The sequence below is a fragment of the Mycobacterium sp. TY815 genome, from assembly GCF_030755135.1.
Lineage (GTDB): Bacteria > Actinomycetota > Actinomycetes > Mycobacteriales > Mycobacteriaceae > Mycobacterium.
Window position 1 is genome coordinate 1838260 of sequence record NZ_JAUFRX010000001.1, and the last position, 16266, is coordinate 1854525.

Below are 16266 nucleotides of genomic sequence, written 5' to 3' on the forward strand. Positions count from 1 at the left end.
CGAGGCGCTCAGCCGGCGCGGGCGCGACGGACGGCATCGCCGTATCGATCGCCGTCTGATCTACTGGCCGAACGAGATGTCGAGCAGAACCTTCTTCTGCTCGGTGTATTCCTGTTCGCTCAGCAGTCCAGCGGCGCGCTGTGCGGCGATATCGCGGATCGCGGCGGCAACGCCGGTCATGACGGTCCGCGGCGCTGGCATTACCTCGACCTCCTCAGCCGGCGCATCCTCGTTGCGGCCAATGAGCTGCGCCGCAGCGGTGTTCTTCTGCCCACCCGCGGCGGCAGGTGGGCCTACCATCGGTTGCCCGGCCATGGCGCCGATTCCCATCTGATTCAACGTGTTCGCCTCGTTGAATTCTGCCGCAGGCCCCGCTGCCGTGTTCGCACTCGTCAGCGGTGTGACCAGTGCGGTCGGGCGTACTTCGGATACGGCAGGGGCGATTTGGGTCCAGCTCGGCGGCACCCTCAATCCCCCGACCGTGTTCGCCGCGCCGAAGGCCGCTGACATCGTCGCCGTGGAAATGCCTACAGTCGGCAGGTTCGCAACGGGCGCCACAAACGGCTCTTCCGGCGTCGGTTCGGTCCCCAACAAGGGCTCTACCCCGTCCCAGTCACTGACGGTCTCATCGTCATCGGCACCGGAAACAGCCATGAAGGCGGCGAGAGGAAAATCCCCGAATGTACCGATCACGTCCGCCGGGACGATCGCGAAGAGGGCCGCCGCGTCGATTGGCGCAATGAAAAAGAGATCGAGCAAGAGCGTCACGAATTCCAACTCGACCGGTACCGCCATCGCCGACAAGGCCTGTGGCACAACCGATATGGCATCTTGCGCGGCACCGGCGAGGGTGCCGATCTGGCTGATCGCGGCGGCCTGGCCGGCCGTCCCGCCCGGGTCGGTGTTCTGGTGCGGAGGGGTGAAGGGAGTCAGCACCGACGCGGCCGCCGACGAAGCTGCGTAGTTGTACATCGCCAGGCTGTCCTGCGCCCACATCTCGGCGTAAACCGCCTCGGTGGCCGCGATCGCCGGTGTGTTCTGTCCCAGAAAGTTGGTCGCCACCAGCACCGTCAGCAGGGCACGGTTGGCGGCGATCTCCGGCGGTGGCACCGTGGCTGCGAACGCCGCCTCGTAGGCGGCGACCGCGGTCCATGCCTGGGCGGCGGTCTGTTCCGTCCGCGCAGCGGTGGCGCTCAGCCATTCCACGTAGGAACCCGCCGCTGCGCTCATCGCCGCGGCCGACGGACCCGACCAAGCCCCCTCCGTGAGTTCGGACACCGCCGACTGATATCCGCCGACCGTCGTGTACAGCTGGTCCGCCACGCTCTGCCAGGCCTGTGCGGCCGCCAGCATCGGCCCCGCGCCCGGACCGGCATAGATCCGACCGGAGTTGATCTCCGGCGGATAGATCCCGAAATCCATTGCTGCGCTTACCTTTTCTCGATGACCGCGGCAGTTGCCCGACGGGCGGTTCAGCGACCGAGCAACCGGTTCTTCTGCTCGGTGTATTCCTCGTCGGTCAAAATCCCCTCGTCACGGAGCTTGGTGAACTCACGTAGCTCGGCCGCGACTCCGGTGACCACAGCCCGAGGCTTGTCGCTGGGTGCCTCGTCGACTTCGCGAGATGCCTTATCACCGGCGGCCGCCGCGGTTCTGGCGCGAGCGGCCCCGGTTGCCTCCTTGGCCTCCTTGCCGGCGCTCCGGCCGGTACCAACAGTTCCGGCCATCGCCCGTCCGGCCATGCCCGCCATCGCCATCTGGGCCAGCATGGTGCCTGTCCCGGCTCCCGCCGCCGGCGCGGCGGCGGCGCCGGACGGGGTCCCGCCCAGCGCCGGCAGCGAGTACGCCACTGGGCGCACCGCCGGCGTTGCAGCGGTCCACGCTGCCGGCACCGATAACGCCCCGACGGCGTTCGCCTCGCCCAGTCCCGCCGACAACCTTTGCGCCGGAACGGCGCCTGCCTGCAAGTTGAGCGGCGGCGACGGCAACGGCTTCACTGGCGCCACCTCCGAACCCGGAAAGGCCTCCACGTCATCCAAATCGCTGAGGACCTCGTCGCTGTGTAATCCCACCAGGGTGCTGTAGACAGCCACCGGAAGATTCACTATGCCGAGCACAGCGGCAGGCACGCCGATACCAATGGTGGCGACTCCCGCCGATACGCCGAAGGTGAGGGCGGACAGATCGGCCAGCAGGGACAGCAGGAACAAAGGGTCGTCCGTGGCCGCTGCCGGGGCCGCCGCGCTCTGCAGCGCGCTGGGCACCGCGGAGAAGGCTTGCTGGACTTTGCTCGCCACGGTGCCGGCGATACCGTTGGCAGGGACAGCGGCGGCTTGGTTGGCCAGGCCCTCCGGGTTAGTGGTCTGCGGGGGTGGGTTGAACGGCGTCAGCGACGTCGACGAGGCCGACGAGGCGGCGTAGCCGTACATCGCCGCCGCGTCCTGGGCCCACATCTCCGCGTACTGCGCTTCGGTGGCCGCGATCGCCGGGGTGTTTATTCCGAACACATCGGTCGCTATCAGGATCATCAGTTGACTGCGGTTGGCCGCCACGATCGGCGGCGGAACCGTCGCGGAAAATGCGGTTTGATAGGCAGCGGCCGCGACCTTGGCCTGCGCAGAGGTTTCTTCGGCCTGTGCGGCGGTGACTCGCAACCACGCCGCATACGACGCCGCTGCGGCGCTCATCGACGCCGACGACGGCCCCAACCAGGGACCAGCGGTCAATGCCGATACCACCGACTGGAAAGAATTCGCCGCCGATTGCAGTCCGGCGGCAAGCGCAGCCCACGCCTCGGCCGCGGCCAAGAACGGTCCTGACCCGGCACCGGCATACATGCGGCCCGAGTTGACCTCCGGCGGATAGCTCCCGAAATCCATGGCTCGTTGCTCCCTGTAACGCACCGCGGTCACGGCGAGCTTAGCGGCACCGCTCACGCTCTGCGACCCGACAGCGAAACCCCCTGCGAGTCAACGCTACATTAGCTGGCCGGGTGGCGGGCTGCGTTCGGCTACGGGATGCGCCGCAACCATTTTCGCCACTGCGACAACTTCGCCTCCCGATCTTGTGCGCCTCGGCGCGAAAATGACCGGGCTGAAGGCACTCTCAACACGCGCGAGAGTGCCCCCAGCCCGCACAGGCTTACCATGGCGGAAATGAGCTCTTCCAGTTCCACCCCACACATCGATTTCGACGCCCTCTACCGCGGTGAGAGTCCGGGCGAAGGACTTGCGCCGGTGCACACGCCACCGTGGGATACCAAGGCGCCCAAGGAGAACGTCGTCGCCTGGCACAACGCCGGTTGGGTGCATGGCGATGTGCTCGACATCGGCTGCGGGCTCGGCGACAACGCGATCTACCTGGCTCAGCAGGGCTACCACGTGACGGGTCTGGACATCTCCCCGACGGCGCTGATCACCGCCGAGCGGCGCGCCCACGACGCCGGCGTCGATATCCGGTTCGCGGTGGCCGACTCCACCAAACTCGACGGCTACTCCGACCGATTCGACACCGTCATCGACAGCGGCATGTTCCACTGCCTGGACGACGACGGCAAACGCAGCTACGCCGCCGCTGTACATGGGGCGACCCGGTCCGGCGCGACCTTGTTGATCAGCTGCTTCTCCGACGCCAACCAGCCTAGCGAGCAGTGGCCGCGGCCCTCGGTGTCAGAGCAGACCCTTCATGACGTCCTGGGCGGCGCCGGTTGGGACATCGACTCGGCCGATCAGGTCACGCTGACCCGCGAGATGGACGGCGCCGAGGTCGAGATGACGTTCTGGTACGTGCGCGCACTGCGGCACGATTTAACCGGGTAAGCCGGCTAAACCAGCGGTGCCGAACAGCGACCCACCGTTGCCGCCAAGCCCGCCGGCCGCATCGACCCCGTCCGTCCCGCCGCTGTTGCCGGCCCCGCCGGACCCGCCCGCGCCACCGGACCCGCCATTGCCGATCAGTTGTGCGGTGCCGCCGACACCGCCGGCACCGCCGTCGCCGCCGTCGCTGGTGGCACCGACGCCGTTGTTCCCGCCGCCTCCGCCGGCGCCACCGGACCCACCGGCACCGCCGTTGCCGTTGAGCATTCCGCCACTGCCGCCGCCACCGCCGGCTCCGCCAGCACCGCCGTCGCCGCCGGGGATCCCGAGAGCGTTTCCTGGGCCGATGCCGATCCGGCCGCCCTTGCCGCCGCCGCCGCCGGACCCACCCGCGCCGCCATTGCCGATCAGTGTTCCGCCGGCACCGCCGCTGCCGCCGGCCCCGCCCCGACTGCCGTTACCGCCGGCGCCATTGTTGCCACCGCCTCCGGGTCCCCCGTCACCACCGTTGCTGCCGAGCCCGCCGGAGCCTCCTGCCCCACCGTCGCCGAACATCCCAGCGGAACCGCCCCTGCCGCCACCGCCGGCGGCGCCGGCCGAACCGCCGGCGGCTCCTTCGCCACCTTTGCCAGGGCCGGCACCAAGCCCGCCGGAGCCAGCGTTTCCGCCCTCCGCACCGGTCCCGCCAGTGCCGCCGGCCCCCCCGTTGCCATAGAGCATGCCGCCGTCACCGCCCAGGCCACCGGTGCCGCCCGCCCCTCCGTTACCGCCGGCGCCGGCGGCTCCCCCGACCGTGCCGTCCGTGCCGTTGCCACCCAACCCACCGACCCCGCCGGCCCCACCGCTGCCACCGGCACCGCCATGTCCGAACAGCATTCCGCCACGAGCACCCGCGCCGGCGGCCCCGCCGGTGCCGCCGTTGCCGGCAGCCCCGCCGGCCGAGCCTGCGGATGTCGGGTCGATACCGGCGCTACCGGCCCCGCCATGCCCACCGGCCCCACCCACCCCGCCGTTGCCTATCAATCCGGCCACACCACCGGTCCCACCAACGCCGCCGATGCCGCCGTCCCCACTGGGTAGTCCGACAACACTGGCCGCGCCGGCCCCGCCTGCTCCCCCGGCGCCGCCCGCCCCACCATTGCCGGACAAGGAGCCGCCAGAACCTCCAGCACCACCCGCACCGCCCAGGCCGCCGGTCCCCCCCGCCGGGCCAAATATCGCGCCCTGACCACCGACCCCGCCCTGCCCGGCGTCACCGCCATTGCCCCAGAGGCCCGCATTTCCGCCGGCACCGCCTACCCCGCCGGCTCCGCCGGCGGCCCCGACAGGCGCATTGCCCTCTCCGCCCATACCGCCTCCCCCGCCGTAACCGCCCATCCCGCCGTCACCCCACAACCACCCACCGTGCCCACCTGCCCCACCTATCCCACCAATCCCACCAGCACCGCCAATGGCCTGCGGGCCCGACGGACTCATCGTCGTGCCGCCAATGCCACCGGTGCCGGCCATACCCCCAGCTCCACCCGCACCGATCAATCCGGCGGCACCGCCGTGGCCGCCGTTGCCCCCGGCCCCACCAATTACCGCGAGGGCGGGACCCATTTCGCCCCGAAAGCCGGCACCGCCAGAGCCGCCGGTCCCTCCGTCGCCGAGAAGCCAACCGCCGGCTCCTCCATTGCCGCCCGCGCCTCCGGCCATGCCGAACTCGCCGTTAGGGCCGAGCCCGGCGTTGCCGCCATTCCCGCCCGCCCCACCGTTGCCGATAAGACCCGCGGCACCACCGTTGCCGCCCTTTTGACCTGCCGCGCCCGATCCACCGGCCCCGCCGTTGCCGTACAACAGACCGCCGGCCCCGCCGTCGGCCCCGGTCCCTGCCGCGCCGTCGGTGCCGTTACCGATCAACGGACGGCCCAGGAGCAGCTGGGTGGGCCCGTTGATCGCGTCGAGGACTTGCTGAGCGACATTGGCCGATTCGGCTGCCGCATAAGCGTTTCCGCCTGCATGGAGCGCCTGCACGAATTGCTCGTGCACCGCCGCCGCCTGGACGCTGATCGCTTGATATGCCTGCCCGTGCGACCCGAACAGCGCCGCGATGGCCCGCGACACCTCATCGGCGCCCGCGGCCAACACCGCAGTGGTTGAGCGCGCGGCGGCCGCATTGACCGCGTTGATCGTGGAACCGATATCGGCTGCCTGCGCGGCCGCCGCCACCATCACCTCGGGCATCACCACGACATATGACATCGACTGTCCTCCGAACGCCCGCGCAATGCATTTAATTCCGGGTATTTTTTTCGCGCGCGAAATAACGGCGTCCACGCATCAATCCAACGCCCGTAATCGCGAGATCAGCTCAGCGTAGAGACCTTTCGGAAAGTCACGCCGATGCGTTATGGATATGAAATTATTTCGTTATACGAAAGTTATCAGAAATACCGCACCTGACAAATTGCTTTACAAAATCGCCAAAATGCCATTTGGAAGCATTCCAGTTTTCGCCCTGCCGCACGAATCTCGCGGCAACGCCTCGATGGAACCGCTCAACAAAAAACGCCAGCGGCGGCGGGTTCGCGCCCGCGACGACCCTCATGCGCCCACGCCAACAGGTCCGGCGGGGCGAGCTGGTTGATGCGGTCGTTGTAACGCCGGTACTCGGCGGGACCGAAATAGTGTTGCCACTCCCCACAGCCCCCGTTGCGGAAAAACCGCTCGTTGCTGTGCCAGATGCCGTCGGTGGTGTTCGGCGCGACGTCGGCCGCTCGCGAGCGCATCTCATCCAATGACGCGTACCGGGCCAACTCGCGCGCCCGATCGTCATTGACATCGAAACCGAGGACAGCGCCGAGCCGGATCAGTTCACCGACCAGGTCTTGCTGGAGATCCGCGTAGTGGAACAACGCGACGTTGGGCAGATGCCGGCGCTCCCAGCTCTTGCCGAACTGGTCGAGAATGTTGGCGAGCGTTCCGATTCCCCTCGGCGGCGCGAAACCGACACCCGGGGGCGGGTGCGCAGGACCTTCCATCCAGTCGCGGAACTCCTCGACAGGGCCGCGTTCAGCGGGCTCGTGGGCGGGTGCGGGGCCGGGCGGTCCATGCCGGTGCTGCGCGGGTACGGCGGCATCATGCAGCACGCGCATCCGGTCCCGATCCATATTGGCGGTTTGGAACAACATCGACACCGCCGCGTCGCGCGGATCGCGTCCGACACAGATGTAGGTCACCCGGTCGTCGAGGATCAGCCCGTCCAGTGGGGTGTGCGTCTTCATGAACCGGCGATGGGTCTGAGCCTCCAGAACCGCGACCACCTCATCGAGCGGCCGGATGGTCTGGTCGAACCAGGGCGACACCGTCGACAGCGGCCCCGGCAGGTCCGGCCCGTCGAAGACGAGCAGCGACACCAGCCGCTGCATCCAGGTCATCCCGCACTTCGACGGCGTCGAGATGATGATGTCGCCCTCGCGCAACCGCAGTGCGTCCCAACGCAGGTTGTCGCTCATCAGCGAGCGGTACAAGACACGGGTCATCTCAGTCACCGCCGGACGATGTCGAAGAGGATGCCCTCGACGGTAACCCCCGGCGCGAACGCGAAGGCGATGCCCGTCGAAATGGGTTTGGCCGATTCCTGTTGCCGCACCATCGTTTCCAGCACGAAGATCAGCGACACGCTCAGCATGTTGCCGAACCGGGCCAGCACATCCCAGCTCTGGGCCGCACAGTCAGCCGGAATCCCCAGCGATCGCACGGACTGCTCGATGATCTTCGGCCCACCCGGATGAACGGCCCACAGATCGATGTCGGATTTCGCCAAGCCGTTGTCCCGCAACACCTCCGCGACCACCGGTTCGACTCCGCGGTAGATGTAGTCGGGCAGATTCTCGGATAGCTCGCAGGTGATGCCGTTGTGGTTGACGCCGAGCACGATGCCGTCTTCGGCGTCGTCGAGCAACTGGGTGAAGCTGCTGCGGATCACCACACTGCCGACCGGCAGCGGCTGCTGAACCTGGCTGGCGCCGATCACCAGCGCACCGCAACCGTCGCCGAACAGGCTGTGAATGACGACGTCGTTGATGTCGTCAGCGAAAACGGCGTTCACCGAGCACAATTCGATGCACACCACCAACGCCTTCATGCTCGGATGAGCGCGCACATAGGTAGCGGCGGTACGGATCGCGTTCATCGCGGCCGCGCACCCCATGAAGTTGACCACCACGCGCGACACCGAGCGGGACAACCCCAGCTCCTTGACGACCGCGACATCCACTCCCGGCGCGATGAACCCGGTGCTGGTGACAAACACCAGCAGACCGATCTCGTCGGCGCCGTACGGGAGGCCGGCCAGTGCACGCCTGGCCGTGTCGACCGCCAGTGGCACCGCGTTCTCGAAGAAGAGGTTCATCCGGTCCCGGATGGTCCCGGGATTGCGCCGGAATTCGTCGAAATCAGGATTGAGCGGGTCGACCGCCATGCGGCGGGTGTCGATTCGCGTCTTCTGGTATAGGCGCGGAATTCGTTCCCGCTGTTCGGGATCGACGAAAAGCTCGGCGACCCGGCCGGCGGCGGAAGTCTGCTCCACTTCACGCTGCGGGCCACCAGTCGCGATGCCCTCGATAACCGCCACCGTTGTCGGTGGAGCGGGCGGCAACTGGGTCAGATCGATTGCGGACTGCTCTGCACGCGGCGACACGATGCCGCTCTCGGCTGCGGTGCTCATACCGACCCGATTCCAACGAATCCGGCGGCCACGTACTGGGCACTCTCTTTGAAGGCCGCGGGCGACAGGTGCTCGCGCACAACACCCCAGCGGTTTTCGCGGGCAACACGCGACGGCGACAACAGGTAGGTGCGGCACAGCTTGGGCAGCCGGTCGGTGAGGAAACTCTTCGCGGGTAGCCACTCGACACCGGACTTCGCCGCTTCTTCGCGCAACACATCCTCGGTGACGATGTTGGCGAATCCACTGCGCTGGAACGGCAGTACGTGATGGACGCGGTGCGAACTGAGCCCCGCCGACAGGAAGCAGTCGACATAGCGGTTTCCGATCACCATAAGGTCGTTGGCGTGCTCGACCTGATCGACTCCCCAATCCGGCCCGGCTGCGTCATCGGAATCGTCGTCCTCGAACTCGTGGCTGGCCACGACCAGGAACGTGCTGACCCACAACGTCGCCACGAATTGCAGTGCCCAGGCCCAGAAATCGCCGGCTGCAAGGAAGATGACCATCTCCGTCACCAGCATCAGACGCACCCCCGACGAGCCGAGAAAGTGCGGCAACGCGTTGCGCCAGCTTCCATACCCTTCCTGCACACCGACTTTGCGTGTCATGTTCCACACGTCGGCAATCCGGATGGCCATACCGGTGACCAGGTGGCCGAACTTGTGCAGGGTATGCACCGGAACGCGATACAGCCGCGGCAGCCGCATCATCATGGTGAACACGTTCTTCTTGATGTCCACGTCGCTCTGGGTGTAGGGATGGTGCAGCAGCGTGTGCCCGTCGGCGACCACCAGGGCGAGCGCGATGTAGTTCAGATCGAAGGTGTTGGAGAACACCCGATTCAGTCCGCGCTGGGCCCGGTGCAACGCGTAGTGACCGTACCCCACCAGCGAGCTGCGCAGTAGCACCATCGCAATCACGAAGGCCCACAGCGGCATCCACGCCGGTTCGACCAGTCGCACACCCTGAACGGCGAAGTAGGCGACGGCCAGCAGGGCGACCACGATGTTGAAAAGCCGGTCCATCCACTTGATCCGGGCGGCCAGCGCGGGTTCGGTCAGCCGCGCCTTGACCCGATGCATCAGGTCGTCTTTGTTGTCGAAGCAGTATTTCGGAGTGTCGCGCCAGCTGTTGAAGTCGTCCTTGAACAGGAAAGGCGGTGCGTTGTGCTTGGGGTGAATATCGCGCGGCTTCGCCTCACGGCCGAGCGAGTACCTGCTTTCCAGGATCCGCTCCACGACGGCCGGGTCGCGATGATAGGAGGCGATGATCGCAGTGATGTCACGGTTTTTGGTGCGCCCGATAAAGAAGGCGCCGCCCGGATGCTTGGATATCCAGTCACTCAGGTCGTAGGCCCGCCCGTTGTACACCCACACATCCGGCAGCACGGGAGGCCCACCCGGCGGCGGCCCGAGGTGTGGACCCGGGCCGCGCTCCTGAACTTCAGGGAGGTCGTTGGTCATTCGTGCTCCTGCAGATTCGTCGGGGTGATGTCGGCTGCGCGCCGGCAAGCCCGGCGAGCTGGCCCAATCGTCGGAGCGCGACCTCAAAGGATTCTCGGCGGATTCTCAAAGGGTGTGTGCCGATCACCAAACCGTCACTGCCCCAAGCACGCTCACCCGACTGAAGCGTGACCAGAACCCCCCGGCCCGTAGTAAGGCCGGCTCCGACGCCGATCGAGCCGCGCCGCGGAAGTGAACCGACCCGGCGCGCATGACTTGTCGCCATGCCGCACGTCCGGGCCGGTTCCTGATCCGCCGCTACCCGGCCGGGTTCGGGATGGTAACCGGCGCTCCCCAGTTGGACAGCGTGATCGTGACGTGGCCCTGGTCCTTGTCGATCACCATTCGGACCAGGTAGGCGCTCGGCGGCGTTCCGGGCGCACCTGGCGCCTTGACGTCGGCGATGTACAGGGTCACCGGGAGCGGGCCCTTCGCGTCCTTGCCGATCTGCGGCACCAGCGGGTCGATGATCGCCGGGTCGATGGTCCCCGTCACCTTGGTGGTGGCGACGCCGTCGATGGTTTCACTGCCGCCGGCCTGCGGGTTCGCGACCTTGCCGATCACCGCACCGATGCCCTTGTCCTTGTCCAAAACGACACCCGGGTCATAGATCTTGTCGGCCGGCCCGACCGACGTGTAGGCCCCGGACTCGTTCTTGGTGTACATGGTCTTGTTGGTGACGATGAACTGCTTGGGCACCGCCGGGGTCTTGGGCTGCAGCCTGATCATGGCGTCACCGACGGCCTGGCCGTTGCCTTCCGGCTGATTGGTGACGTCGGCGTTGACCGCTTCCATCGGCAAGGTGGTGATATCGGCGGTCTGCAGGTTGACGTGCAGGGAGTGCAACGCGGTGGTCGCCTTGGAGGCGTCCTTGAGGAGCTGCTGCGCTTCCGGCGACTGGGCGGCGGAAGTTCCGGATGCTCCGGAGGTCGCCCCGGACGACGTCGCAGCAGAGGTTCCCGATGAACCTGAAGTCTGGGAGGTCGCAGTGGAGGATTTGTGTCCACATCCGGCGATCGCCGCGACAAGAGCTGCTGCGAACACGATCGCAACAACGGGAGTCGAGTGTCGACGGGAGACACGTCGGTGGGAGATTTGCGCTTGTGACATCAAGCCATTCATGGCCAGCCTTTGCTGAGTTATCCAACCGGTGGTGATGACCAGCGGGTCGCTACCTTCGTCGTACGGTTTGAACGAGGCCCGTTATCCGGCCCCCGGCCAATGGTCGCGGATCTCGGTGACTGCACACCCGCACCCTGGTTCACCAGCAACGACAATGCGGTCTACCGCACGCCGCCGCCCTCGCAGCACGTTCCCCAGATTGCTTTTGCCGGAGAGCGCGACACTAACACGAGGCTGCTGCCCTGCAAACCGATTCGCGGAAGTAACTGTCGCCGGACCACCAGGCCCGCTGCGAGCCGCTCCGTTCTTTGCCGCAGTTCATATAGATTTCATACTCGCGCAGCGGCGATCCCACCTCGAGCACGATTACTTCGACCGGCTAACCTCATCCCGGTGAAGCTCGAAGGCAATCAGGCAACCATCCGTGAGGTCTGCGACGCGGGGCTGCTCTCGGGCGCGGTCACCGTCGTCTGGCAGCACGGAGAAATGTTGCAGGTCAACGAGATCGGCTACCGCGACGTCGACGCGAAGCTGCCGATGCAGCGCGACACCCTGTTTCGTATCGCATCGATGACCAAGCCCGTCACCGTAGCGGTGATCATGAGCATGGTCGACGAAGGGAAACTCGCGCTGCACGATCCGATCGCCCGGTGGGTGCCGGAGCTGGCGAACCTGCGGGTGCTCGACGACCCGCATGGCGAGCTGGACCGCACCCACCCCGCCCGGCGCCCCATCGTGATCGAAGATCTGCTCACCCACACCAGCGGTCTGGCCTACGGCTTCTCGGTGACCGGGCCGATCGCGCGGGCCTACCTGCGGCTGCCGTTCAACCAGGGCTCGGATGTCTGGCTGTCCGAGCTGGCCGCGCTCCCCCTCGTTCACCAGCCCGGCGAGAAGATGACCTACAGCCACTCCACCGATGTGTTGGGCGTGATCGCGTCCCGCATCGACGGCAAGCCGCTGTACGAGGTGTTCGACGATCGGGTGCTGGGCCCGGTGGGGATGCCGGACACCGGCTTCTTCGTCACGCCCGAGTCGCGACCGCGGGCGGCGACCATGTACCGCCATGACGAGCACGACCGCCTGCAGCACGACGTGATGGGGCCGCCGCACGTCAAACCCCCGTCGTTCTGCAACGCAGGAGGCGGGTTGTGGTCGTCGGCAGACGACTACCTGCGCTTTGCGCGAATGCTGCTGGGCGACGGTTCAATCGACGGCGTGCAGGTGCTGTCGCAGGACTCGGCGCGGCTGATGCGTACCGACCAATTGACGGACGACCACAAACGCCACAATTTTCTAGGGGCGCCGTACTGGGTGGGCCGGGGGTTCGGGCTGAACCTGTCGGTGGTGACCGATCCCGTCAAGTCCACGCCGTTGTTCGGACCGGGCGGCGTCGGGACATTCGGCTGGCCCGGCGCGTACGGAACGTGGTGGCAGGCCGACCCGGGCGCGGACCTGATTCTGCTGTACCTCATTCAGTACTGCCCCGACATAACCGCCAACGCCGCCGCCGCCGTCGCGGGCAACCCGGTAATGGCCCGGCTGCGTACCGCGCAGCCGAACTTCGTTCGCCACACCTATCGCGCTCTCGGCCTGCTGTGAGCGGTTACTCCTACAGCCGGCCGCCGACGCATCTGGAAGGGCCCCGGCTGCTGCTGCGCCCAGCCGTCGTCGAGGACGCCGACGAGATATTCGAAAGCGTGTCCGGCGATCCCGAAGTCACGCGGTTCCTGCTGTGGACCGCCCACCCGGATGCGGTCGAGACGCGCCGGGTGCTCATCGAGCAGCTCATCTCGACGAAGAACGACCGGAACTGGGTGATCGCGTTGCGCAACACCGGCGATATCGTCGGCCTGATCAGCTGCCGTCGTCCGGTGAGCCACTCCGTCGAGGTCGGCTACTGCCTCGGCCGTCGCTGGTGGGACATGGGCTACATGGCGGAAGCGATCAAGCTGGTGCTCGACGAGTTGGCAGCCGACCCCAGCGTGTTCCGCGTATGGGCGACCTGCCATGTCGACAACTCGCGGTCGGCGCGACTGCTGCAGCGTGCGGGGTTCGTCCTGGAAGGACGGCTACGCCGGCACGCGGTTTACCCCATGATGGGGACCGACCCGCACGACAGCCTGATCTACGCCAAGATCATGCACTGAGCGCTCCCGCCCGCCGCCAGCGCCGAGCGTGAAGCTGGCCGCACGTTCGGCGCCGAGCGTGAAGCTGGCCGCACGTTCGGCGGGTGCGGGGACCGCCGCTAATTCACCTGGACCGCATGCTCGTTGGCCAGCATCGGCGCTTCGGGCGCCCGGGCGGGCTCGGAGGACCCATTCGCGGACACTTTGGTGGCGCGGGTGACCGCTTCGCGGGCCGCCTCCATACGGGCCAGCGCCTCCTGGGTGAACACCGAAAGACCGAGCTCGTGGTTGTAGCCGTGGATCTCCTTGACGTCGAGCTGGGCCAGGAAGTACACGATCTCCTTGGACACCACCTGACCCGGCACCAGCACCGGGAAGCCCGGCGGATACGGCACCACAAAAGTAGTGGAAACCAACGTCTTTCCCTCGGCGATGCGACGTCCCGCCGTGCCGATCAGCACGTATTCGCGGTCCTTCTCCTCGTAGCCCGCGTAGAACGCCGAGCGGGTGTCGCCGTAGACGCTGCCCTCGTCGGGCCGGAAGGCCACGTCGAACTGGCTGAAGTCGGGCAGGTGCGGGAGATCCTCGGTGATCTCCTCGACCCGGCGCTCGTGCAGTTTCCAGTCGGCGGCGCTGGCTGCGGCTTGCGTGCGATCGAAATCGGTTGCCACCCTGCGCAGTACATCCAGCAGATGGTGAACGCTCGACCAGGTGACGCCGATGGTGAAGATCAGTAGCACGCTGTTGATCGACGTCTTGTTGATCTGAATGCCGAAGCGGTCCATCAGGATCTTCTCGCGGAAGTCGTAGCCGTTCATCCCGGTCTTGCCCAGGAACAGCGTGACCCGCGTCGGGTCCAGCACGAACTGATCCGAACGCCACGCCTCGTTCCACTCGTCGAGTGCGCCCTGCCTGACTTCGCGGTAGGAGCTGACATGGGAGGCTTGGCGATACTCCTCGGGCACCAGATCGGACTCGTCGAGGATGCGGAACCACTTGCTGATCAGGCGGTCCTTGCGGACCCGGTGCCGAAATACCAGGGCCATGTCGTAGGTCTGCCGCACCAGTTGGAAGCCTTCGATGTCGACCTGGCGGCGGGCCAGGTCCAGCGACGCCAGCAGTTGCTGGTTCGGCGACGTCGACGTGTGCGTCAGGAACGCCTCGCCGAACGCGTCCCGGGCCAGGGCGTTGAAGTCCTGGTCGCGCACGTGGATCATCGAGGCCTGCCGGAACGCGGAAAGCGATTTGTGGGTGGAGTGCGTGGCATATACCCGCACCCTGGCCTTCGCGGGATCGGGCAGCAGGCGGTGGTTCACCCACTCCGAACGGGGCACCCCTTCCATGGACGCCTGCCAATTGCGGTATTCCTCAGCGTATTCCGGCGACGCGAGCATCTGCTCGAGCCGCTCGGCCGACACCATCGCGGTGCGCTGCCGGGCCCAGGGCACGGCGGTAGCGAACGCGTACCACGCCTCGTCCCAGAGGAAGACGATGTCGGGCTTGATCGCCAGCACCTCTTCCATCACCCGCCGCGGGTTGTAGACGACACCGTCGAAGATGCAGTTGGTCAGCAGCAGCATGCGGACCTTGTCCAGGTGCCCGGCCTCTTCGAGATCGAGCAGCGCCTTCTTGATGGTGCTCAGCGGCACCGCCCCGTAGATGGCGAACTCCGGCAGCGCGTAGGACTCCAGGTACCGGGGATACGCGCCGGCCAGTACCAGGCCGTAGTGGTGGGATTTGTGGCAGTTCCGGTCGATCAGCACGATGTCACCCGGCCGCGTCAACGACTGCACCACAATCTTGTTGGCGGTGGAGGTGCCGTTGGTGACGAAGTAGGTGTGGTTGGCGTTCCAGGTGACCGCGGCCTTGTCCATCGCCTTCTTGATGTTGCCGTGCGGGTCCAGCAGCGAGTCCAATCCACCTGAGGTGGTTGATGTTTCGGCCATAAATATGTTGCGGCCGTAGAACTCGCCCATGTCCTGCAACGACTTCGAGTTGAAGATGCTGGCGCCGCGCGCGACGGGCAACGCGTGGAACTGACCGACCGGCGCCGACGCATACGCCCGCAATGCGTCGAAAAACGGTGTGGAGAACCGGTTGCGGAGTCCTGCGATCACGGTGCTGTGCAGGTCGGTGACGTCGTTGAGCCGGTAGAAGGTGCGGTCGTAGACATCGGGCTCGTCGTCGTTGCCCGCGGCGATCGACTCGTCGGTGAGCAGGTAGAGGTCGATGTGGGGCCGCAGTTCGCGGATCCACGCGCCGCATTCGACCCAGTCGTGCGACCGGTCGGACACCCTGGATGTCGAAGTGTCGTCGTTGGCGCCCAGCAACGTGTTCATCAACGGCACCCGGTCGCGCGAGCGCAGCGGCAGGTCGTGGCGGATGATGGCGGCCTGGATTTCACCGTTGAGGGCCACCGCGGTGATGGCGTCCTCGACGCTGGGGGCCAACAACACCTCGAACTGAATGTCGTCGGACGCGGTGCGCAGCGCGCGCAGCGCTTCGGCCAGGCAGTCGGGCGCCGTGCACGGGGAATCGTCGGCGAGCAGCACCGTGTAGAACTGCTGCTGTTTGGCCTGCGCTACCAGTTCCTGGTCGGCGAGCGGCGCCGAGAGGTCGAATAGCGCTGTGCGGTCGCCGTATTCGGACAGCAGCCGCACGGCCTGCGACACCTCTTCGGCAAGGCGGACCGTGGACAGGCTTTCCAGGTGCGCGCGGAAGATGGCCAGGTTTGCCGCGCCGGGGTACAGCCAGTACCGCTCGTAGGCCGCGATGCGGTCCATCAGCCGCTTTACCTTGGCCAGGTCGTGGGTTTTGTCGAGGCCGGCCAGATCCACCTCGGCGAGGTGACGGCAGGCGTCGTCGAGCAGGTTCCAGGTGTCGACGCGCGTGTACGACGGATTGGCCACCGCCGCAAGAGCGGAGACGCGGAGTCGTCGGGTGCGGGCACTGTCACGATTCATGTCGTCACCTGTTCTCGAGCG

At 66.8% G+C, this 16266-nt stretch carries 11 protein-coding genes; 3 read left to right on the forward strand and 8 right to left on the reverse strand.

Annotation, left to right across the window (positions count from 1 at the left end):
• Positions 1–60: 60 nt before the first annotated feature.
• A complete protein-coding gene (locus tag QXK92_RS07500; RefSeq protein WP_306241046.1) occupies positions 61–1422 on the reverse strand; it encodes a PPE family protein in 1362 nt (453 codons plus the stop codon).
• A 50-nt stretch (positions 1423–1472) separates the two neighbouring features.
• Positions 1473–2879 (reverse strand): PPE domain-containing protein, encoded by a 1407-nt coding sequence (locus QXK92_RS07505; protein ID WP_306241047.1) that lies wholly within the window; start codon positions 2877–2879, stop codon positions 1473–1475.
• A gap of 276 nt (positions 2880–3155) precedes the next feature.
• Here QXK92_RS07505 and QXK92_RS07510 point away from each other — a divergent pair, with 276 nt between their 5' ends.
• A complete protein-coding gene (locus QXK92_RS07510) occupies positions 3156–3818 on the forward strand; it encodes a bifunctional 2-polyprenyl-6-hydroxyphenol methylase/3-demethylubiquinol 3-O-methyltransferase UbiG (RefSeq protein WP_306241048.1) in 663 nt (220 codons plus the stop codon).
• On the opposite strand, the gene QXK92_RS07515 is transcribed toward QXK92_RS07510, so the two are convergent.
• The 5 genes from QXK92_RS07515 to QXK92_RS07535 all read right to left on the reverse strand — a co-directional run bounded on the left by QXK92_RS07515 (position 3807) and on the right by QXK92_RS07535 (position 11153).
• Positions 3807–6059, reverse strand: coding sequence for a PE family protein (locus QXK92_RS07515; RefSeq protein WP_306241049.1), 2253 nt, complete (start codon positions 6057–6059; stop codon positions 3807–3809). The two genes, QXK92_RS07510 and QXK92_RS07515, sit on opposite strands and share 12 nt — an antisense overlap.
• Before the next feature lie 296 nt (positions 6060–6355).
• Positions 6356–7339, reverse strand: a complete 984-nt coding sequence (locus tag QXK92_RS07520; RefSeq protein ID WP_306241050.1) for a sulfotransferase domain-containing protein — start codon at positions 7337–7339, stop codon at positions 6356–6358.
• A 5-nt stretch (positions 7340–7344) separates the two neighbouring features.
• Complete coding sequence (locus QXK92_RS07525; protein ID WP_306241051.1) at positions 7345–8526, reverse strand: type III polyketide synthase; 1182 nt, start codon at positions 8524–8526, stop codon at positions 7345–7347.
• Positions 8523–9992: a fatty acid desaturase gene (locus tag QXK92_RS07530; RefSeq protein WP_306241052.1), complete on the reverse strand. Its 1470-nt coding sequence runs from the start codon at positions 9990–9992 to the stop codon at positions 8523–8525. The genes QXK92_RS07525 and QXK92_RS07530 overlap by 4 nt, the downstream gene beginning before the upstream one ends.
• A gap of 297 nt (positions 9993–10289) precedes the next feature.
• Positions 10290–11153 carry an LppX_LprAFG lipoprotein gene (locus QXK92_RS07535; protein ID WP_306241053.1) on the reverse strand — a complete coding sequence of 288 codons (864 nt, stop codon included), beginning with the start codon at positions 11151–11153 and terminating at the stop codon, positions 10290–10292.
• A 393-nt stretch (positions 11154–11546) separates the two neighbouring features.
• Between QXK92_RS07535 and QXK92_RS07540 the strand changes: the two genes are divergently transcribed.
• Both QXK92_RS07540 and QXK92_RS07545 read left to right on the forward strand, forming a co-directional pair.
• Complete coding sequence (locus QXK92_RS07540) at positions 11547–12755, forward strand: serine hydrolase (protein WP_306241054.1); 1209 nt, start codon at positions 11547–11549, stop codon at positions 12753–12755.
• Positions 12752–13303 (forward strand): GNAT family N-acetyltransferase, encoded by a 552-nt coding sequence (locus tag QXK92_RS07545; RefSeq protein WP_306241055.1) that lies wholly within the window; start codon positions 12752–12754, stop codon positions 13301–13303. Before QXK92_RS07540 ends, QXK92_RS07545 begins: the two co-directional genes overlap by 4 nt.
• 98 nt (positions 13304–13401) lie before the next feature.
• On the opposite strand, the gene QXK92_RS07550 is transcribed toward QXK92_RS07545, so the two are convergent.
• Positions 13402–16245: an aminotransferase class I/II-fold pyridoxal phosphate-dependent enzyme gene (locus QXK92_RS07550; protein WP_371934145.1), complete on the reverse strand. Its 2844-nt coding sequence runs from the start codon at positions 16243–16245 to the stop codon at positions 13402–13404.
• Between the last annotated feature and the right edge of the window lie 21 nt (positions 16246–16266).